Raw genomic sequence first — 20,219 nt, forward strand, 5'->3', positions numbered from 1 at the left:
CAAGCCTGGCCAAATCGCAGGCATAAAAAAACGCCAACTTCTTGCGAAGTTGGCGTTTTTTCGAATATGGCAGGGGCGGCTGGATTCGAACCAACGCATGGCAGGATCAAAACCTGCTGCCTTACCGCTTGGCGACGCCCCTACTGCTCTTTCCAGCTACTTCGTTAGGTTCGCTGTGAGAACGGGGCGCAATTTACCAAGGTTTGTGAGGTTTGGGAAGCACGAAGTGAAATATTTTTTGTTTTAAAACAGAGACTTCCAAAACGCGCCTATTTCACCAGACGCTTTTCCTTTGAAGGCCGGTAACCAAAGAACGCGCTGTAGCACTTACTGAAATGGCTCGGCGAGACAAAACCGCAGGCCACCAATACCTCAACCTGCGACAACTCGGTGTGCTGCAACAAACGCCGCGCTTCGGTAATCCGCAGTTCCAGGTAATAGCGTTGCGGTGTGGTGCCCAGTTGTTCCTTGAACAATCGCTCCAGTTGCCGACGCGAGCGCCCGGCGTACACCGCCAGTTGTTCCAGCTCCAGCGGCTCTTCCAGATTGGCGTCCATCAGCTTCACCACTTCACGCAGCGGCGCACTGACGCAGATGTTCTCGTCAGGCTTGATCCGCCGGTAGCGCGATTCCTCAAACGCCAGAATGTCTTCGATGCCTTCGACCAGCGCCTTGCCGTGCAGGCTTTTGATCCAGTCCAGCGCCATGTGAAACGCCCCGGACGGGCTAGACGCCGTGAGCCGATCGCGATCGATCACATACGGTTCGCTGCTGACGTGGGTGGCTTTGGCGATTTCGGTCAGTGCCGGGCGATGCTCCGGGTGGATCGCGCAACGATAGCCATCGAGCAAACCCGCGCGGCCGAGAAACCACGAACCATTCCACAAACCGGCGAGACTGACGCCCCGCTCCGCCGCCGCTTTGAGCAGATGAATAAATTCATCACTCGCGCGCAGTTCGGTGCGATAACCGCCGCACACCACCAGCAGATCCAGCACTTCAAGCGCTGCCAAATCAAGACGTGCATCGGGCCGAATCACCAGCCCCAGATCACTGACCACTTCGCCGTCGCCCAAGCCGAACGTGCGCGAGGCAAACAGTCCCGGGCGTAGCAGATTGGTGGTCACAACCGTGTCCAGCGCCTGGGTAAATGCCGGCAACGAAAAGTGTTCAAGCAGCAGAAAACCGGTACGGGTCAGGCGCGGGCTATCAGCGCTTTGCTCATTCAGATAGCGGAGGTTTTTCCCCTTCATGCCTCCGCTGAATTGGCGTCGTTCGATCAAGTTTTGTTCCATCGGTCATGTTGTTATGCGCCGATAGTTGGCTTGATCCGCCAAAGAGTCAATCACGCCTGTGGTTGATGGCTGGTTACGCAGTGAATCCCGCCGCCACCGGCCGCGATGGCATCGATGTTCAGTTGCACGATGTCGCGATCCGGGTACAGCGCGGACAGCAGATCGAAGGCCTTCTTGTCCGCCGCTTTGTCGCCGAATTCCGGGGCGATGATCGCGCCGTTGATCACGAAGTAGTTGATGTAGCCGGCAGCGAAGTCCGGGTTGTTTTTGCTGAACTTGCTTTTGCGCGGATTGAGTGGCGGCGAAATCGTGTGGATCTGCAATTTGCGCCCGTCGGCATCGGTGGCGCTCTTGAGAATTTCCAGGTGCGCCAGCGTGACCTTGTGATCGTAGGATTCAGGATCGGTGTCGAGGTTGGCGATCACCACACCGGGCTTGATGAAGCGCGCGTAGAAATCGACGTGAGCATCGGTGATGTCCTTGCCCTTGACCCCCGGCAGCCAGATGATTTTGCGCAGGCCCAGACGCTCTTTCAGTTCCGCTTCGACGTCGGCCTTGCTCCAGTCCGGATTGCGATTGCGGTTGATCCAGCTGCTCTCGGTCATGATTCCGGTGCCGTGGCCATCGACTTCGATAGCACCGCCCTCGCCCGTCAACTCACTGCGGATATAGGTCGCTTGTGCGCCGTTGGACACGAGCGCGGCGATTTTCGCGTCTTTGCTGTGCTGCTGTTTATCGCCCCAACCGTTGAAGTTGAAATCCACCGCGCCCAATCCGCCCTCGTCGTCGATGACAAAGTTGGCGCCGATGTCGCGCATCCAGATGTCGTCCAGCGCCGTGGTGACGTAGGTGATGTTGCGGGTGCCACAAAATTCTTCGGCAATGCTGCGCTCGTTCTGGCGGCAAAACACTGTGACCGGCTCATATTTGGCGATGGCACGGGCGATGCGACCGAAGGCTTCCTGGACGTCTTCGGTGAAGTCTTCCCAGATCGCGTCCTGCGCGCCGAAAGCGATGTAGGCGCGTTCGTGCTTGTCGCCTTCGTCGGGCATGAACCAGCGCCCCTGAGCGGCCGCAAGCACCTTGCCCGGCGACAGACCGAAGCCCATGAACGCAGCGCCCACACCGGCAGCAACGGTGACTTGTTTGATGAACTCACGACGAGTCGACATGCAGTGTATTCCTGTAAAAACCAGGGCCGGCAATGCGCCGGCCGTGGATCATTGGCCAGTGGCCGTTTTGAATTTAGTCCAGGTACGCATGCGTGCGCGCATGTCGGCCTGAGGGATGTCTTTGCCCGGGATCAAACGCGCGTAGGTCGCTTCGTCGAGGTAGATGTCCGGGTTGTCGCGCATACTTGCATCGACACTCGCCCGCGCCTTGGCGTTGGACGTCGGGTAACCAGTGAAATTGCTGATCGCCGCCATGTTCGCCGGGCGCATGACAAAGTTGATAAACGCGTAGGCGTATTCCGGGTGTCTGGCGTCGACCGGAATGGCCATGGTGTCCATCCACACCGTGGTGCCCTCGCGAGGTACGCGGTACTGAAACTTCGTGTGCTTGCCGGCGCTGTCCGAGGTGCGCTGGGCTTGAGTCATGTCGCCGCTGTAACCCAGCGACAGGCACAGGTTGCCGTTGACCAGATCGGTCACCGGTTGCGACTGGAATTTGCGAATGTACGGCCGCAGTTTCATCAGCAATTCACTGGCTGCAGCCAGATCCTCCGCTTTGCCGCTGCGCGGATCGCGACCGAGGTAGTTGAGCACCACCGCCAGCGCTTCGTCCGGCGAGTCGATCATCGAGATTCCGCAGTCGGCAAACTTCGCCGCCAGTTCCGGTTTGAACAACATGTCGAGGCTGTTGACCGGCGCATCAGCCATGCGCTTTTTGATCTGTTCTTCGTTGTAGGTCAGGCCGATGGTGCCCCAGGTATACGGCACCGTAGCTTTGCTGGAGTGCTCGTAGTGGCTGCGCAGTTTCTGCAAACCGGGTTCGATGTCGGCCAGTTCCGTCAGCTTCGCTTGATCCAGCGGCATCAGGCTGCCGGCGCGCATCAAGCGCTCGGCCACAGTGTCGCCGGGGAAAATCAAGTCGTAACCGCTGCCACCGGAAAGCATCTTCGCTTCCAGGGTTTCGCTGCCGTCCATGACGTCGTAAATCACCTTGATCCCGGTCTCGGCGGTAAAGCGGCTCAGCGTGTCTTCGGCAAAATAATCGGCCCAGTTGTAGAGGCGCAGGGTTTTGTCTTCGGCGTGCAGCGACGGCATCACGCAGATCAGCGCCAGGCCCATCGCGCCGAGCAATCGTTTGTGGTGGGTAACCATGTCAAACCCCTTGAGTGTTCCAGCGTGCATGAAGGTGGCGACCGTCCTGACTCAGCAGCGGCCCATACATATCCGGACGACGATCGCGGTAGATGCCCCAGCTCAAACGTTCTTCACGCATGGCCGCCAGATCGACGCTTTGCACTAGCACACCGGTGCTGTCACGGTCGGCTGTGGCGAGTAACTGGCCCTTGTGATCGCTGATGAACGAGGAACCGTAGAAGCTCATTTGCAGGCTCGAATCGGTGGTCGCGGTTTCGCGCCCGACGCGGTTCGACGCCACCACCGGCAGCAGATTGGCAGCGGCGTGACCACGCATGGTCATCTGCCAATGGTCCCGGGAATCCAGCGCCGCGCAGCCCGGTTCCGAACCAATGGCGGTCGGATACAGCAGCACCTCAGCCCCCATCAACGCCAGGCAACGCGCGGTTTCCGGGAACCACTGATCCCAGCAGATGCCAACACCGAGACGACCGAACGCGGTGTTCCAGACTTTGAAACCGGTGTCGCCGGGGCTGAAATATTCCTTCTCCTGATAGCCGATGGCGTTGGGAATGTGCGTCTTGCGATACACGCCCAACAAACGCCCGTCGGCATCGGCCACGCTCAACGAATTGAAGTAGGCGTTGCCGGCCTTCTCGAACCAGCTCAGCGGCAACACCACGCCCAACTCGCGGGCCAGTGCGGCGAAACGTGCGAGCACGCGGCTGTCGCGATACTCCTCGGTCAACGCCATGTGTTTGTGGCTTTGTTCGATGCAGAAGTACGGCGTGGCGAACAGTTCCTGCAAGAGGATCACTTGCGCGCCCTGCTTCGCCGCGTCGCGGACGAGTTGCTCGGCGCGATCAAGGTTGCCGGGTAAATCCCAGGTGCACGGCATCTGGGTGGTGGCAATGGTCAGAATCGTCATGGTCTCAACCTCTAACCGGCCAGGCTGGCTGCTGCTGAGTGATGCAATGCACACCGCCACCGCCGTGCGCCAGATGGTTGATCTGCACCGGCACCACTTCGCGCCCGGGGAAGGCTTTTTCCAGCACGTTCGCCGCGACGTTGTCCGCCTCGATGCCATAGGCCGGCATGATGATCGCGCCGTTGGCGATGTAGAAATTGGTGTAAGAGGCGCAGAACACTTCCGCTTCGGTGTCGACTGCATCGGTGGCTTCGAACAGTTCGATCAGCTCGAATTTGCGTCCTTGCGCATCGGTGGCCAGCTCGAGCGCTCGACGGTTTTCCCGCGCCACTTCGGCGTACACCGACGATTGATCGTGCGTCGCATCGACCAGCAACACACCGGGACGGGCAAAGGCGCAGACGCCGTCAACGTGGCCATCGGTCATGTCGCCGGTGACGTAATCCGGATCGCCCGGCAGCCAGATGGTTTTCTTCACGCCGAGCAGGCGGCTGAAGATCTCTTCCATCTCGGCTTTGCTCATGCCCGGGTTGCGATTGGGGTTGAGCAGCACCGATTCGGTGGTGATCAGCGTGCCTTGGCCATCGACATGAATCGCCCCGCCTTCGTTGCTCAGCGGCGTGCCGAAGCATTCCAGACCGAGGTGATTGAGCGCGCGGCGCGCCAGGCTTTCGTCCAGATCGTGCGCCGACTTGCCGCCCCAGGCGTTGAAGCGCCAGCTCACGCCAGCCAGGCCTTGCTGCGGGTGGCAGACAAACGTCGGGCCGGAGTCGCGGCACCAACTGTCATTCACCGCCAACGGGATCAGTTCGATGTTCGGCCCGCACAAGGCTTTGGCGCTGGCAATGGCCGATGGATCGACCACCAGTTTCACCGGTTCAAACCGGGCGATGGCATTGGCGACGCGAGCGAAATCTTCCTGCACCTGCGCCAGCGTCACGCGCCAACCGGATTCCCACAACGTCTGGTTGTGCGGCCAGACCATCCACGTCGCGGCATGAGTCACCCACTCTGCCGGCATCATCCAGGCGCTGTTTTTATTGTCGTTGTGCTGCATGATAAGCCTCGTTAGTTAAGCCACTGTGTTCAATGCGCTTATGCTACGGGCCGTAAAATCGGCAAACAAACGATGGATTTAGCAGACAACTGATTAGCGGAGCTTATCGATATGCTTAAACACTGGCCGCCGCTCAGCTCCCTGCGCGGCTTCGAAGCGGCCGCTCGACTGGGCAGTTTTCACAAGGCCGCTGAAGAGCTGAGCCTGACGCAGTCGGCGATCAGCCAGCAGATCCGCAGCCTTGAGGCGTATCTGGAGCAGCCGCTGTTTTTTCGCAGCGGACGCAGCGTGGCGCTGACCGATGCCGGCCACGATTTGCTCAGCACCACCCAGGCGATGCTGCAGCAATTGGCGGTGGGGATTCGGCGTTTGGGCCAGTATCAAAAGCCCAACCAACTGGTGCTCAACACCACGCCGGCGTTTGCCCGGCACTGGTTGTTGCCGCGCCTGGCGGATTTCCGCGCGCTGTACCCTGAGGTTGATCTGTGGATCTACAGCACCGACGAAGTGCCGGACATGGCCACGCAAACCATCGACCTGGCGGTGCGCGACGACATCAGTTCACAGGCTGAATGCAGCTTCAAAGTGCTGCACGCCGATCGCCTCTATCCGGCGTGTCATCCGAGCGTTTTGGCGCTGCCGGCGCCACAGCGCACGACGTTGCATGGCGAGCGGGAAATGGATTGGAGCCATTGGGCGGTCGAGGCCGGAATCGATGTCGGCCAGCAGGATCAGGGCCTGAACTTCTCCGATCCGGGATTACTGCTGGACGCCGCGTGTACGGGTCTGGGCATCGCGCTGGTGAGTCAATTGCTCAGCCGTCAGGCGCGGGCTGACGGCGTATTGCAGCCGCTGGTGGAAGACACCATTCGTGGGCCGAACTGGGCGTTGCTGACCCACCGCGACAGTGAACAGGATCCGATGGCACGCAGCTTCAGCGAATGGTTGATTCATAACCTCAGCGCTGAATAACCGGTGCGTGCTGCGCCAAGACCTCAACCACCCAGTCGATGAAAACGCGTAATTTTAGACTGACGTGGCGGTTTGGCGGGTACGCCACGTAAAGCGGCATCGGCTCGAGCTGCCAGTTTTCGAACAACGGCACCAGTTCGCCCCGCGCTTCATGCTCGCTGGACATGTATGTGGGCAGCCACAGCACGCCCATGCCGGCCAGCCCGGCCGCGAGATAGGCGTTGCCGTCGTCGACCGCCAACACGTGGCGACCTCTGATGTGCAGATTTTCGCTGGCATTGTGCAGGGCGTACGGCACTGGTTTGCCGGTGCGCGCCCAGAGAAAACCAACCACGCGGTGATGGGAATCTTCCAGTTCTCGCGGGTGATGTGGCGTGCCTGAACGAGCCAGATAAGCCGGTGCGGCAAACACGCCCAATCGCAGATCGGCGACCTTGCGCGCCATCAATGACTGATCCAGCAACTCGCCGCCACGCACCACGCAATCGACGTTCTCATCAATGATGTCGACAATGCGGTCACTGACGCCCATATCGATCTGAATATCCGGATAGCGCGCGTGAAATTCTGGCAGCGCAGGAATCAGGATCAACCGCGCCAGCGGGCTCGGCACATCCACTCGCAATCGTCCCTTCGGCAATGCCGCCACGCCCGGCAGACTGCTTTCGGCATCGTCCATATCGGCGAGCAGCTTGATCACGCGTTCGTAATACGCCGCGCCATCGGCGGTGACGTTGACCTTGCGCGTGGTGCGATTGAGTAATTTCACCCGCAATCGTGCTTCCAGTTGCTGCACCAGTTGCGTCACGGTGGTCTTGCTCATGTGCAGGGTTTCGGCGGCTTTGGTGAAACTCCCCGCCTCGACCACTCGGGCAAACGCCTGCATTGCGTCAAATCGATCCAAGGTTCGTGCCTCGATTGTTTGGGATTCACAAACAGTGAACGCCAAGCTTGCGCGTTTATCGCCCGCCTGCAAATACCTACAGTGGCTTCATCAACTCACCGATGGAGACACCCCATGACTCAGCGCGATGTCGTTTTCCCGGCCGCACGCCGTACCCTTTATGAGCGCAATCGCTACTCGCCAGCGATTCGCTCCAACGGTTTTCTATTTGTTTCGGGGCAAGTCGGCAGCACCGACGACGGTAAGCCGGAGCCGGATCTGCAGAACCAGGTACGACAGGCATTCAGCAACCTGAACGCGATCCTCAGCGAGGCCGGTTGCAGCTTCGAAGATGTGGTCGACGTGACGATCTTCATCGTCGATCCGCACAGCAAATTCGAGACGATCTGGAATGTTGTGCTCACCGAATTCTGGGGCGATGCGCCGCATCCGACGGTAACCGCAGTGGGTGTGACGTGGCTGTATGGCTTTGATTTTGAGATCAAGGTGATTGCCAAACTGCCGTAGGCGATTTCCGGTCGTTCATACAACTTTGTTGCGTCCACTCTGCTTGGCGGCGTAAAGGCGTTCATCTGCGAGTTTCAACACGCTTGGCGATGTCGCAGTGTCTGCATCGCGGCACGCCACACCGATGGACATCGTCAACTTGCCCACCTGCGGCACCTCGGTTTCTGCGAGGTGCGCGCGGACTCTTTCGGCAATCATCCGCGCGGTCTCCAGCGGGGTATCCGGAAGAATCAGTGCGAACTCCTCACCACCGGAGCGGCACGCCCAGTCACCCGAGCGCGAGTTCTGTTTGAGGATGTCGGCAACGCTTCGCAGGGCCACGTCGCCGGCGTCATGTCCAAAGGTGTCGTTGACGCGTTTGAAATGATCGATATCCAGCGCCAGCACGGAATACCCCTGCCCGGCCTGATCCAGCAGGTTCAGCGCAGCGTCCATGGCGCGACGATTGGCCAGGCCTGTGAGGGGATCACTTTGCGCTTCATGACTGAGCTGACCGAGTTTCTGATGGAGCAATTGCACCCCGGCCAGCATCGCCTGACGGATTGCAGCGGCGTCGCGGTACCAGGCATGCACCCGGTTCAAGCGCTCCGTGGTGTCAGGCGCGGCCAACTGGTCGGCGGCCGCCGACAATTGCCGCAAGGGTCGGGCGATCAGCGCTGTTCCAGCGAGGATTAGGGCCAGCCCGAGCAAACCCGCCGGTATCATCCCCACAACCATATCGCGCATCAGCTGTACCAACGGCGCCAGGCTGCGTTCGCGAGGTTGCTGGACCACCACAGCCCAATTGGCTTCCGGCACACGGGCGTAGCCGGCCAGCATCGGCACACCGCGGTAGTTGTCGCCTTGCAAGGTGCCGTTTTCACCACGCAACGCGGCGTCCACCGTCAGGCTCCAGCCCAGCACTTCGCCGATCCGCTTCGAGTCAGGGTGATACAACAGCCGCCGATTACCGTCAGCGACGAAAGCGAAGGTGCCGTCGTGATGAAAATGACGACTGATCACCGTGTGAAACGCGCTTTGCTCAAGCAAGTAAACAGAGCCGCCCACCACACCGAGAAATGCACCTGACGGGCTGAAAACCGGTTGCGAAACAAACACCACCAGATTGCCCGCCGAGGAAACGTACACCTCGCTGACCAAGGGTCGACGCTCTTTGAGGGCTTGCTGGATACCCTGCGATTGCAGCGTGGCACCGACGATCTGCAAGCTGTCCGGATATGCCTGAAGCACTTGCCCGTTCGCATCGAGAATCGTCACCGAGTTGAAATCGGTGTCCTGCGCCTGCAAGCGCATGGCTTCTTTGCGCAATGCCCCAGGCTCATCCCAGTGATCGCCCAGCACCGTCGCGCTGTAACTCAAATGATTGTGCGCGGCGCCGAGAAACTCGCCGATGCTCGAAGCTACTTTCGCCGCGTAGGCGCCATTGGCTTCCAGCGTCGCGTGAATCAATGCGTCGCGCTGTACGCGATAGGCGACATAGAGGCTGTTGCACAGCGTCGCGACGACCGACAGCAGGACAAAAAGCAGTATCAGTCCGCGCAGGTCGATTGGCAGCGGTCTGGAAAGCTTCATTCCGCCACCCACTGCGTGGATATCAACATTGGGGCATTGAGCGATGTGGATAACAGTAGATCCATGAACAAGACTTTTGCTGAGGGGAGCGAAACAGGAAACCGTCGCTGCCACGTTGGGAATGTCATGGAGGATAGGCAGAGACCTTGCCTTTGTCACAGCCCGGAATAGTGCGGTAACAGTTTCTCGGGGGTGAGTAATAAACAACCCTGTGGTGAGGGGATTTATCCCCTCACCACAGGGAGTAGCGTTTATCGTCCATAAATATTCCGACACACCCATTCGTTTGCCATTTCTGAGGTCGTCTGTTTGCATGCTGTACGGAATCAGCACTTGGATCATGGAGACGATCGATGAATATTTTGGTGGTGGGTGCGAGTAAAGGTTTAGGCAGAGCTTTTATAGAGGGGTTGGGCAACGCGGGAGACACGTTGATCGGCGTTTCCCGCTCGCGCCCAGACGGTTTGCCAGCGGATGCCGAGCGATCTGTACGCTGGGTAGAAGCCGATCTGATGAACCCGGCCAAGGCTGCGCAGGAGATTGAAAAAGCGGTAAAGGCCGACGGGCTGGATACGCTGATTTACAACCTCGGCATCTGGGAAGAGTTTGCCTTCGACAGCGCGTACGACTTTGTCGAAAGCGCAGACGACGAAGTGCAGGCCATCGTCAACTGCAACATCACCTCAACCATTTTGCTGATCAAACGTCTGCTGCCCCTTCTGCTAAAAAGTCCCCATCCCAGAATCATCCTCACCGGTTCGACCTCGGGTCTGCCACAGAGCGGGCGTCCGGAAGTCGCTTTCGGCGCATCCAAATTCGCCCTGCGCGGGATCGCCGAGACCCTGCGCGAAGGCTATAGAGAGCAACGTCTGGCAGTGACCTGCCTGAATCTCGGCTATCTGAATACCGAAGATCTACTGAGCATACCGATTAACGTCGCGACGCAGCGTGGTGAGGGACATTTGATTCCCGTACACGATGTCGTCGAGGTGGTGCGCATGATCCTTAGTTTGTCTCCGGCCAGCTACGTCAGGGAACTGACCTTGCCGGCGATCCTCGACGAACGTTTCTGAGCGCGTCGCCCCGATGGCGCTGGCCTTTGCACGCGTGAGTACGTATAACCTCGCCGATTCGTCTACCCTCACGTAGCGCCCTCTTTCAGCTCTTCACATCTTTTGCCGCTCATGAAACGGAGATTTCCATGCTCAAACGAACCCTGGCATTGACCGCCGGCCTGGCCCTGTCCCTTTCTACGTTGATGGCTCAAGCCGCTGACGTTTTGCGCGTCAGCGCGATTCCCGATGAAGCGCCGACTGAACTGCTGCGCAAGTTCGAACCGCTGGGGGCTTATCTGGAGCAGCAAATTGGCATGAAAGTGCAGTTTGTGCCGGTGGCCGATTACCCGGCCGTGGTTGAAGCGCTCGCTACCGATCGCCTCGATATGGCCTGGCTGGGCGGTTTCACCTTCGTTCAGGCACGTTTGAAGACCGACGCCACCACGCCGGTGATCCCGTTGGTGCAGCGTGAACAGGATGCGCAGTTCACCAGTAAATTCATCACCGCTGACCCTAACGTGCACAGCCTCGCCGACCTGAAAGGCAAGACCTTCGCCTTCGGTTCGGTGTCGTCGACCTCTGGCAGCCTGATGCCGCGTTACTTCATGCTGAAAAACGACGGCATCAAGCCGGAAGCGTATTTCAGCCGCGTTGCCTACTCCGGCGCTCACGACGCCACCGTGGCCTGGGTACAGGCCGGCAAGGTTGACGCCGGTGTGCTGAACGCCAGCGTCTGGCAAAAACTGGTAGACGCCGGCAAGGTCGACACCAACAAGGTAAAAGTCTTCGCCACCACCCCGACCTACTTCGATTACAACTGGACCGTGCGCGGCACCCTTGATCCAGCACTCGCGGCGAAGATCAAAAAAGCCTTCCTTGATCTCGACCCGGCCAACCCGGAGCAGAAGAAAATTCTGGATCTACAAGCCGCCAGCCGCTTCATCGACACCAAGCCTGAAAACTACAAGGGCATCGAGGAAGCCGCCCGCGCCGCCGAACTGCTGAAATGACCTTAAGCCTCAAACAGGGCAGCCTGCGCCACGCCAATGGCGTCGATGCCCTGCGCGGTATCGACTTGCAGATTGGCGTTGGCGAACAGGTTGCGATCATCGGCCCGTCCGGGGCTGGCAAGTCGAGTCTGCTTAATCTGCTGGCCACCGCGTTGCGGCCCAGCAGCGGTGAAATCGAAGTACTTGGCGAGCGCGCCTGGCACTTGTCTGCCCGCCAACGTCAACGCCTGCGCGCACGCATCGGCCTGGTGCATCAGGCACCGCCGCTGCCGCCGCGTCAGCGCGTGGTCACGGCGGTACTGGCCGGCAAGCTCGGCCAGTGGAGTCTGGGCAAAAGTCTCTTGAACCTGCTGCATCCACTGGATGTGGCCGGTGCGCGTGCGGCATTGGCGCGACTGGATCTGGGCGACAAGCTGTTTGCCCATTGCCAACAATTGTCTGGCGGTCAGTTGCAGCGCGTCGGCATTGCTCGTGTGCTGTATCAAGCGCCAGAGATTTTGCTGGCCGATGAACCGGTGTCGGCGATGGATCCGGTGATGGCCGGGCATACCTTGTCGATCCTTTCGCGCCATGCCCGTGAGCACAACGTCACACTGATCGCGAGCCTGCATGCGGTCGATCTGGCGTTGTCGCACTTCCCACGGGTCATCGGTTTGCGCGAAGGGCAGATTCTGTTCGACAGCCCGTCCGATCAAGTCAGCCCGGACATGCTCGACGCGCTGTACGCCAACGAAAAACTGCAATCGCCGACCGCTGTGGCCGTGCCTTTGACTGTGCAGATTCCACGATGCTGAAAGCCGATTCACGCGATCCCGCTGCATGGCCACGGTTGCTATTGAGCTTGCTGGCCATTGCTTTGTTGTGGCCGGGGATTCAACTCAGCGAGCTGGATCTGAGTGTGCTATTGCCCGGCAGCCAGAATGAAATGGGCCAGTTTGTCGCGCAATTCTGGCCGCCAGCGCACGACGAAGCCTTTCTGCAAATCCTGCTTAAAGCCACCCTGCAAACCCTGGCCATTGCCACTGCCGGTATGGCTTTGGCGTTGCTGCTGGCGGTACCTGCCGGTTTGATTGCCAGTCGCGCCCTGTCACTGTCCGCCGCCTCTCGCGGTGGCGTGCCGAGTCGTTTGGGACGTTTGCTGCGCTGGCCGGTTCGCGGGTTGCTGATTTTCCTGCGCAGCGTGCCGGAAATTGTCTGGGCACTGCTGTTCGTGCGTGCGGTCGGCCTCGGCCCGGCAGCGGGCGTGCTGGCGATTGCCATTACCTACAGCGGCATGCTCGGCAAGGTCTACGCGGAGATTTTCGAATCCACCGACCAACGCCCGGCGCATGCGTTGTTGCAGGCTGGCAGCGGCCGACTGGCGGCATTCGCTTACGGCACGCTGCCCAATGTCGGCGCGGAGCTGCTCTCGTACACCGTGTATCGGTGGGAATGCGCGATCCGTGCTTCGGTGGTGATGGGGTTCGTCGGCGCGGGGGGCCTGGGTCAGCAAATCGATCTGTCGATCCGCATGTTCGCTGGCGGTGAAGTCGCCAGCATGTTGCTGACGTTCCTGCTGCTGGTGCTGGCCGCCGATCAACTCAGCCGCTTGCTGCGCTGGAGACTGGCATGAATCGCCTGATCAATTTGCTGCTGATCGCCGTTATCGGGGTTGCAGTGATTGCGTCCTTCGCCTATTTGGGTCTGGATCTGGGTGAACTGGGCAGCGCCACCAGCCTGAAGCAGATGGGCGCTTACGTGCAGCGTTTTCTCAGCCCGGATTTGAGCGCGGGTTACCTGAAAGCAATCTTCCACGGTTCGATGGAAACGCTGGCCATGTCCGCTGTCGGCACGCTATTGGCAGCAGTTGTTGGCATTGTTCTGGCGCTGCCGGCGGCGGGACGTTTCGGCTGGCCGCTGCAAAGCGTTGCGCGCCTGCTGCTGAATGCCTTGCGGGCGATTCCGGAACTGGTCTGGGCGGCGCTGATGGTGCTCGCTGCCGGCCTTGGCCCGAATGCCGGCGCCCTCGCCCTCGCCTTACACACCACGGGAGTACTCGGCCGGTTGTTCGCCGAAGCGCTGGAAAATACGCCGCCGCAACCGGCCGAGGCCATCCGTTTGCAGGGCGGCAATCCGATCCTCGCCTTCTGCTACGGCACCCTGCCCAATCTGGCGCCGCAACTGCTCGCCTACATCCTCTATCGCTGGGAAAACAACATTCGCATGGCCAGCGTGCTAGGTTTTGTCGGTGCTGGCGGTCTCGGCCAGATGCTCTACGTGAGCCTCAGCCTGTTTCAGGAAGCGCAGGCCAGCACGGTGATTCTGGCGATGCTGGTACTGGTGTTCCTGGTGGACTGGTTGAGTGCGTGGAGTCGCCAGCGCTGGGTCAAAGCATAAGTGCCGATGCTGGCGAGTGGATATCTGCCAGAAGCTGATTATGCTTCAGGAAAGCGTGCACACCTGCCCGACGGCAAACTGTGCACGCTTTACGCATCAGCGCTTCAGGCATCTGCCACAAGGCCAGGGTGAGATAAGCGGTATTGGGGGACTCCGGCCTACAACAATAAGCACGACGGAGAACACCCATGGCCACGACTTACACAACATCCACCGGCAGTCCACCGCGCAGCGGCGGCATCACCAAGGAGGAACGCAAAGTCATCTTTGCCTCCTCGCTGGGCACCGTTTTCGAGTGGTACGACTTTTACCTCTACGGCTCACTGGCGGCGATCATCGCCAAGCACTTCTTTGCCGGCGTCAACGAAACCACTGCGTTCATCTTTGCCCTGCTGGCATTTGCGGCAGGCTTTGCGGTGCGGCCGTTCGGCGCGATTGTGTTCGGCCGGCTCGGCGACATGATCGGGCGCAAACATACGTTTCTGATCACCATCGTCATCATGGGCGTCTCGACTGCGATTGTCGGTTTGCTGCCCGGTTACGCGACCATTGGCGTCGCTGCACCGGTGATTCTGATTACCCTTCGACTGCTGCAAGGTCTGGCGCTGGGCGGTGAATATGGCGGCGCGGCGACTTACGTGGCCGAACACGCGCCACGCAATAGACGCGGTTTCTTCACCTCGTGGATTCAAACCACCGCGACCCTCGGCCTGTTTCTGTCGCTGCTGGTGATACTCGCCTGCCGCACCGCGCTGGGCACTGAAGCGTTTGAAGAGTGGGGCTGGCGGATTCCGTTTCTGCTGTCGATCCTCCTGCTGATCGTCTCGGTGTACATCCGCCTGCAACTGAGCGAGTCGCCGGTGTTCCAGAAAATGAAGGACGAAGGCAAAGCGTCAAAAGCGCCGCTGACCGAGTCCTTTGCCCGTTGGGACAACCTCAAAGTGGTGATCATGTCGTTGCTCGGCGGCACGGCCGGGCAAGCGGTGGTCTGGTACACCGGGCAGTTCTATGCGCTGTTTTTCCTGTTGCAAACGCTGAAGATCGACCCGCAAACCGCCAACCTGCTGATCGCCGGATCACTGTTGATCGGTACGCCGTTCTTCGTGATTTTCGGCAGCCTGTCCGACCGCATCGGGCGCAAGCCGATCATCATGGTCGGCTGCATTCTGGCGGCGCTGACCTACTTCCCGATCTTTCATGCGCTGACCCAGTACGGCAATCCTGATGTGTTCATCGCTCAGGAGAAAAACCCGGTCAAGGTGATCGCCAACCCCGACCAGTGTTCGTTCCAGTTCGATCCGGTGGGCAAGGCTAAATTCACCAGTTCCTGTGACCTGGCCAAGACGCTGTTGGCAAAACGGGCGATTCCGTATGAGAACGTCACCGCCGAACCCGGCACCGTGGCGCAGGTGCGTATTGGCGACAAAGTCGTCGAGAGTTTCGACGGCAGCGCCCTGCCCGCCGCCGACTTCAAAACCCGCAATGATGCCTTCACCGCGACCCTTGGCACTGCTCTGAAAGAAGCCGGTTATCCAGAGAAAGCCGACCCGGCAAAAACCAATTACCCGATGGTGCTGCTGTTGCTGACCATTTTGGTGATCTACGTGACCATGGTGTATGGGCCGATCGCGGCGTGGCTGGTGGAGCTGTTCCCGACGCGCATTCGCTACACCTCGATGTCGCTGCCGTATCACATCGGTAACGGCTGGTTCGGCGGGTTCCTGCCGACGGTGGCCTTCGCGATGGTCGCGGCCACCGGGGATATCTACTACGGCTTGTGGTACCCGATCGTGATTGCGGTGATGACCGCAGTACTGGGTACGTTCTTCCTGCCGGAAACCAAGGATCGCGACATTCTCAAAGACTGACCCGCCCTCCTCTGTGGAGCTGCCGCAGGCTGCGATCTTTTGATTGTGTTTTTTAAGGTCAAAAGATCGCAGCCTGCGGCAGCTCCTACAGGAGTGTTGCGGTGTCAGAACGGGCCCTGGGTGACCACGCGGGTGTCGATGATCTGCTGCAATGCTTGAATTCGCTGCTGATAAACGTCGGTGAGGCATTTCACATCAGCGGCGCATTTGCCACGGGTTTTCAGCCACGCCTGTTGCTCGTCAATCAAGGCACCACGGCCGCCCATCGGCAGAAACCGGCGATCCAGTTTGTAGAGCAGCGCCATGCTCACGTCCATGTCGTTGAGCGCACGGTTGGCGCACACCGCTTTTTCATCAGCAGCCTTGGCGCGGTCGCAGTCGAAACTGGCGGCGTAAGCAGCATGGCCGATGATCAGGGCAGACAAGCCGAACAAGGTTGAAAGTAGAGTTTTGTTGCGCATGGGTTGAGTCATCCAGACAGCGATTGATACCTCTTGGGCTAATGCATGAGCGCAAAGTTTCTGAACGCCTGCCAAACCACCGCCTCCAATGTTTACACCACTGGAGGTCAACACCATGAACAGCAACGACGACAAAACCCCGAACGCCCCACCTACCGACACGTCCGGCAAACCGGTGAACGTGGTTGAGCGTGATCTTGAAGACCACGATGACGACACCAAAGGCGTGGATGAGGTGATTACGCCTTCGTCTACCCGAGTGAAAGAGCAGGATGCCGAGACGCTGCAGCGCAAGGTCGATGAGATAGAGCGCAAAGTGGCGGATGGCAACTGAGGTTTGCTGCTTGACAGATAACCTTTTGGCGAGGGGACTTATCCCCGTTGGAGTGCGCAGCGCTCCCTGCTTATCAAAGAGGGGCCGCTGCGCGACCCAACGGAGATAAATCCCCTCGCCACAAATCAGCTTGAGCGGCGGTTTTAACGAAATTTTCATACCCAACCGCCTAAGATTCCGCACCTCGTTGGGGAGTAGCCTGTTTCCGTGCACTGCGGAAGCGTTCGTATCAACATTCTCGGCAACATGCCGTGGTGCGGACACCTTTTGGTTGGTGAGACCGACGACACATCCATGCCTAAAGTCGGGCGTGTGGTTGTGTCGTTGACTCATAGCCCGACTGGAAGTATTCCCGTGAATCCTGTTTCCCTCATTTTCCTTGCCCTGGCCATGTCCACGGATGCGTTTGCAGCCGCCATCGGCAAGGGCTCCAGCCTGCATAAACCGCGTCTCACGGAAGCCCTGCGTACCGGTCTGATCTTCGGCGTGATCGAAGCCATCACCCCCATTATCGGCTGGCTGATCGGCCAGGCCGCGAGCCAATGGGTTGCCGAATGGGATCACTGGATCGCCTTCACCCTGCTGGTGGTTCTCGGCCTGCACATGATCTACAACGGTCTGAAGCATGAAGAAGAGGAAGATGAAAAACCGGGTTCGCACTCCTTCCTGATTCTCGCCGTCACCGCGTTTGCCACCAGCATCGACGCCCTTGCCGTGGGCGTTGGCCTGGCGTTTGTCGACGTGAATATCTGGGTGGCTGCGGCGGCGATCGGTCTGGCGACCATGACCATGGTGACCATCGGCGTCATGCTCGGCCGGGTGTTGGGCTCTATGGTTGGCAAACGTGCTGAAATCGTTGGCGGTGTGGTGCTGATGATCGTCGGTGCGACGATTTTGTATGAGCATCTCGCGGTCTGAGATTAGCCGTTAGACAGCGCCGTCAGTGCCAACGCGTTGCCTAGCGCGGCCCCGCTGGCGGTATTGTCGAAAATGCACCAGGTCGTCGCGCCATGCGCATCGGCGGCCTGCAATACGCTAGCGAGGCTCTCTAAACAGGAGTCATCGTAGGCACTGTGGTAAATGCGCGGCGAACCGTGCAGGCGCCAATACCGCGTCCCTTGCCAGCCAAACGCGGAAGAATCACTGCTGATGCGCGACGGATCGACCACAGCCTGAGCGATACGGTAAGCGATCAGCAATGATTCGGCAGCCATCCACGACTCATGACGCGGCTCCAGCACCACGTCGCCGTCGAAACGCTGGCGCAACGCACTGAAAAACGCTTCGGCACTGACCGCATCAAATGCCAGTGACGGCGGCAATTGCAGCAGCAAACAGCCCAAGCGATCAGCCAAACCGCTGCACTGCGCCAGGAACTCATCGAGTTCTTCGTCGCAATCCAACAATCGGCGTTCATGGCTGATCTGCTGGGGCATTTTTACTGAAAAGCGAAACCCTTCCGGCACTGAATCCGCCCAACGTTCATAGGTTGAGCGGCGATGTGGGCGGTAAAACGAGCTGTTGATTTCCGCACAGTTGAGCCGCGCCGCATAGCGTTGCAAATGCGTGCCCTCCTCCGCAAATGCCGGCCAATGCTCACGCCCGAGACTCCAGCCGGCACACCCAATGAAAATCAAACATCACCTCCTACCACGACACTCCCATGTAGGAGCTGCCGCAGGCTGCGATCTTTTGATCTTATAAACAACCTCAAAAGATCGCAGCCTTCGGCAGCTCCTACAGGGGGACGTTATTTTTTGCTGGGGAGAACTGAGCTCAGAACCTGCTTGGCGGTTTGCACAAGTATCCCCGCCTCGTCCGGATCGCCCTTGAGCAACGTCGTGGCGAATTTCTTCGCTTGTTCAAGCTTGATGTGCGGCGGCAGCGGCGCCACGTTCGGGTCGGTTTTGAACTCAATGAGCACCGGCACATCGGAAGCAAAAGCCTGTTCCCATGCGCCCGCTACGTCCTCTTCGCGATCAACGAAAATCCCTTTCAGGCCGATGGAAATCGCGAACAGGTGATACGGCACATCGGGAATGTTCTGCGACGCCTCGAACTTCGGATCGCCCTCCATCACCCGCTGTTCCCACGTCACTTGATTGAGATCCTCGTTATTGAACACCGCGCAAATCCATTTGGGGCTCTTCCACTGCCGCCAGTATTTGGCGACGGTGATCAGCTCGGCCATGTTGTTCATCTGCATCGCACCATCGCCCACCAGCGCAATCACCGAGCGTTCGGGATAGGCGAATTTAGCCGCAATCGCATAAGGCACAGCGGCGCCCATCGAGGCCAGCCCGCCGGACAACGAACACATCATGCCGCGACGGATTTTCAGGTCGCGCGCAAACCAATTGGCGCACGAACCGGAGTCGCTGGTGATGATCGCTTCATCCGGCACTCGCGGTGACAATTCATACACCACCCGCTGCGGATTGATCGGCTTGGCCTTGGCCATCGCGCGTTTTTCCAGGGTTTTCTCCCAGCTACCGCGCCAGCCTTCGACTTTCTTGCGCCACTTGCCCGAGGTTTTTTGTTCGAGCAACGGCAACAACGCCGCGAGGGTTTCCGCTGCGTCGCCGACCAGATTGACCTCCATCGGATAACGCAGGCTGAGCATGTCGGGTTGCAGATCGATCTGCACACCGCGCGCCTGACCTTCTTTAGGCAAAAACTCCGAATACGGGAAGCCCGAACCGATCATCAGCAAGGTGTCGCACTCGGTCATCAACTTGTAACTCGGCTCGGTGCCAAGCAGGCCGATGCTGCCAGTTACCCACGGCAAATCATCCGGAAGCACCGCTTTCCCGAGCAGCGCCTTGGCCACGCCGGCGCCAAGTTTTTCGGCAATGGCAATCACTTCATCGGTCGCCTGCAATGCGCCGGCACCAACCAGAATCGCGACCTTCTCGCCTGCGTTCAAAACGTCTGCCGCACGCTGCAAATCTTCGTCATAGGGCAGCACTTTCGGCTTGGTGTAACCGACGCCGGAATGCGCGGTGCCGTGCGCGCGGGCCGGTGCCTGGTACTCAAGATCCTGCAAATCATTGGGCAGAATCAGCGCCGTCACCCGACGTTCGCCAACCGCCGTACGCACCGCCCGGTCGAGTAAATGCCGCACCTGCGATGGCGCCGAAGCCTGCTGCACAAACGCGCCGGCGACGTCCTTGAACATCGACACCAGATCCAGTTCTTGCTGATAGTGACTACCCAACGCCGTGCGCGCCTGCTGACCGACGATGGCCAGCACCGGCATGTGATCCATCCGCGCGTCGTAAAGCCCGGTGATCAAATGCGAAGCCCCGGGGCCGGACGTGGCAATGCATACGCCCAGCTCGCCAGTGAATTTCGCGTGGGCCGAGGCCATGAACGCGGCCATTTCCTCATGCCGCGCCTGCACAAATTCAATCTTGCCTTTAGCTCGATCGAGCGCGCCGAACACGCCATTGATGCCGTCGCCCGGATAACCAAAAATCCGCGTGACGCCCCATTGGCTGAGCCGCTCAACCAGAAAATCGCCTACTGTCGTTGTCATCTCGATCCTCGTCTTTTCGCCGGTGTAAGGGTCTGG

20 protein-coding genes, 1 tRNA gene and 1 riboswitch are annotated in these 20,219 nt (G+C 59.4%); of the genes, 10 read left to right on the plus strand and 11 right to left on the minus strand.

Annotated elements, in window-relative coordinates; all coding sequences use genetic code 11:
• Window positions 1-67: 67 nt before the first annotated feature.
• The 6 genes from ACP3TY_RS12950 to ACP3TY_RS12975 form a co-directional block, all read right to left on the minus strand.
• Window positions 68-142, minus strand: a tRNA-Gln gene (locus ACP3TY_RS12950).
• 127 nt (window positions 143-269) lie between these two features.
• On the minus strand, window positions 270-1,295 hold the full coding sequence (locus ACP3TY_RS12955; protein ID WP_426620205.1) for a GlxA family transcriptional regulator: 1,026 nt from the start codon (window positions 1,293-1,295) through the stop codon (window positions 270-272).
• A gap of 50 nt (window positions 1,296-1,345) precedes the next feature.
• On the minus strand, window positions 1,346-2,467 hold the full coding sequence (locus tag ACP3TY_RS12960) for an agmatine deiminase family protein (protein WP_426620207.1): 1,122 nt from the start codon (window positions 2,465-2,467) through the stop codon (window positions 1,346-1,348).
• Window positions 2,468-2,515: 48 nt separating this feature from the next.
• Entirely contained in the window at window positions 2,516-3,619 is a 1,104-nt protein-coding gene (locus ACP3TY_RS12965; RefSeq protein WP_426620208.1) for an extracellular solute-binding protein, read from the minus strand.
• Between the two features lies 1 nt (window position 3,620).
• A complete protein-coding gene (gene aguB / locus ACP3TY_RS12970; protein ID WP_426620209.1) occupies window positions 3,621-4,529 on the minus strand; it encodes an N-carbamoylputrescine amidase in 909 nt (302 codons plus the stop codon).
• A 4-nt stretch (window positions 4,530-4,533) separates the two neighbouring features.
• Window positions 4,534-5,586, minus strand: coding sequence for an agmatine deiminase family protein (locus tag ACP3TY_RS12975; protein ID WP_426620210.1), 1,053 nt, complete (start codon window positions 5,584-5,586; stop codon window positions 4,534-4,536).
• A gap of 111 nt (window positions 5,587-5,697) precedes the next feature.
• Here ACP3TY_RS12975 and ACP3TY_RS12980 point away from each other — a divergent pair, with 111 nt between their 5' ends.
• Window positions 5,698-6,558: a LysR substrate-binding domain-containing protein gene (locus ACP3TY_RS12980; protein ID WP_426620211.1), complete on the plus strand. Its 861-nt coding sequence runs from the start codon at window positions 5,698-5,700 to the stop codon at window positions 6,556-6,558.
• Here the strand turns inward: ACP3TY_RS12980 and ACP3TY_RS12985 are convergent.
• Entirely contained in the window at window positions 6,545-7,462 is a 918-nt protein-coding gene (locus ACP3TY_RS12985; protein WP_426620212.1) for a LysR substrate-binding domain-containing protein, read from the minus strand. The two genes, ACP3TY_RS12980 and ACP3TY_RS12985, sit on opposite strands and share 14 nt — an antisense overlap.
• Before the next feature lie 114 nt (window positions 7,463-7,576).
• Here ACP3TY_RS12985 and ACP3TY_RS12990 point away from each other — a divergent pair, with 114 nt between their 5' ends.
• A complete protein-coding gene (locus tag ACP3TY_RS12990) occupies window positions 7,577-7,969 on the plus strand; it encodes a RidA family protein (RefSeq protein ID WP_426620214.1) in 393 nt (130 codons plus the stop codon).
• A 15-nt stretch (window positions 7,970-7,984) separates the two neighbouring features.
• Here the strand turns inward: ACP3TY_RS12990 and ACP3TY_RS12995 are convergent, their stop codons facing one another.
• On the minus strand, window positions 7,985-9,541 hold the full coding sequence (locus tag ACP3TY_RS12995; protein WP_426620215.1) for a diguanylate cyclase: 1,557 nt from the start codon (window positions 9,539-9,541) through the stop codon (window positions 7,985-7,987).
• A 353-nt stretch (window positions 9,542-9,894) separates the two neighbouring features.
• On the opposite strand from ACP3TY_RS12995, the gene ACP3TY_RS13000 reads away from it, so the two are divergent.
• The 6 genes from ACP3TY_RS13000 (at window position 9,895) to ACP3TY_RS13025 (ending at window position 15,850) form a co-directional block, all read left to right on the plus strand.
• Window positions 9,895-10,614, plus strand: coding sequence for an SDR family oxidoreductase (locus ACP3TY_RS13000; protein ID WP_401238457.1), 720 nt, complete (start codon window positions 9,895-9,897; stop codon window positions 10,612-10,614).
• A gap of 128 nt (window positions 10,615-10,742) precedes the next feature.
• Window positions 10,743-11,606, plus strand: coding sequence for a putative selenate ABC transporter substrate-binding protein (locus tag ACP3TY_RS13005; RefSeq protein WP_053120727.1), 864 nt, complete (start codon window positions 10,743-10,745; stop codon window positions 11,604-11,606).
• Complete coding sequence (locus ACP3TY_RS13010; RefSeq protein WP_426620216.1) at window positions 11,603-12,400, plus strand: phosphonate ABC transporter ATP-binding protein; 798 nt, start codon at window positions 11,603-11,605, stop codon at window positions 12,398-12,400. Before ACP3TY_RS13005 ends, ACP3TY_RS13010 begins: the two co-directional genes overlap by 4 nt.
• On the plus strand, window positions 12,394-13,218 hold the full coding sequence (locus tag ACP3TY_RS13015) for a PhnE/PtxC family ABC transporter permease (RefSeq protein ID WP_053120731.1): 825 nt from the start codon (window positions 12,394-12,396) through the stop codon (window positions 13,216-13,218). Before ACP3TY_RS13010 ends, ACP3TY_RS13015 begins: the two co-directional genes overlap by 7 nt.
• Window positions 13,215-13,982: a phosphonate ABC transporter, permease protein PhnE gene (gene phnE / locus ACP3TY_RS13020; protein WP_426620218.1), complete on the plus strand. Its 768-nt coding sequence runs from the start codon at window positions 13,215-13,217 to the stop codon at window positions 13,980-13,982. The genes ACP3TY_RS13015 and phnE overlap by 4 nt, the downstream gene beginning before the upstream one ends.
• 188 nt (window positions 13,983-14,170) lie before the next feature.
• Complete coding sequence (locus tag ACP3TY_RS13025) at window positions 14,171-15,850, plus strand: MFS transporter (RefSeq protein WP_426620220.1); 1,680 nt, start codon at window positions 14,171-14,173, stop codon at window positions 15,848-15,850.
• Between the two features lie 104 nt (window positions 15,851-15,954).
• On the opposite strand, the gene ACP3TY_RS13030 is transcribed toward ACP3TY_RS13025, so the two are convergent.
• Window positions 15,955-16,311, minus strand: a complete 357-nt coding sequence (locus tag ACP3TY_RS13030) for a lysozyme inhibitor LprI family protein (protein ID WP_426620221.1) — start codon at window positions 16,309-16,311, stop codon at window positions 15,955-15,957.
• 115 nt (window positions 16,312-16,426) lie between these two features.
• Between ACP3TY_RS13030 and ACP3TY_RS13035 the strand changes: the two genes are divergently transcribed.
• Entirely contained in the window at window positions 16,427-16,645 is a 219-nt protein-coding gene (locus tag ACP3TY_RS13035) for a hypothetical protein (protein ID WP_159812095.1), read from the plus strand.
• 177 nt (window positions 16,646-16,822) lie between these two features.
• A riboswitch (yybP-ykoY riboswitch) is annotated at window positions 16,823-16,993 on the plus strand.
• 6 nt (window positions 16,994-16,999) lie between these two features.
• Window positions 17,000-17,563, plus strand: a complete 564-nt coding sequence (mntP, locus tag ACP3TY_RS13040; RefSeq protein ID WP_159812097.1) for a manganese efflux pump MntP — start codon at window positions 17,000-17,002, stop codon at window positions 17,561-17,563.
• 2 nt (window positions 17,564-17,565) lie between these two features.
• Here mntP and ACP3TY_RS13045 read toward each other — a convergent pair whose 3' ends face one another.
• Together ACP3TY_RS13045 and ACP3TY_RS13050 are read right to left on the minus strand one after the other, a co-directional pair.
• Window positions 17,566-18,282, minus strand: a complete 717-nt coding sequence (locus ACP3TY_RS13045; protein ID WP_426620222.1) for a DUF72 domain-containing protein — start codon at window positions 18,280-18,282, stop codon at window positions 17,566-17,568.
• A gap of 113 nt (window positions 18,283-18,395) precedes the next feature.
• On the minus strand, window positions 18,396-20,183 hold the full coding sequence (locus ACP3TY_RS13050) for a thiamine pyrophosphate-requiring protein (protein ID WP_426620223.1): 1,788 nt from the start codon (window positions 20,181-20,183) through the stop codon (window positions 18,396-18,398).
• Between the last annotated feature and the right edge of the window lie 36 nt (window positions 20,184-20,219).

It is taken from the genome of Pseudomonas rustica, assembly GCF_049959085.1.
Classification (GTDB): domain Bacteria; phylum Pseudomonadota; class Gammaproteobacteria; order Pseudomonadales; family Pseudomonadaceae; genus Aquipseudomonas; species Aquipseudomonas rustica.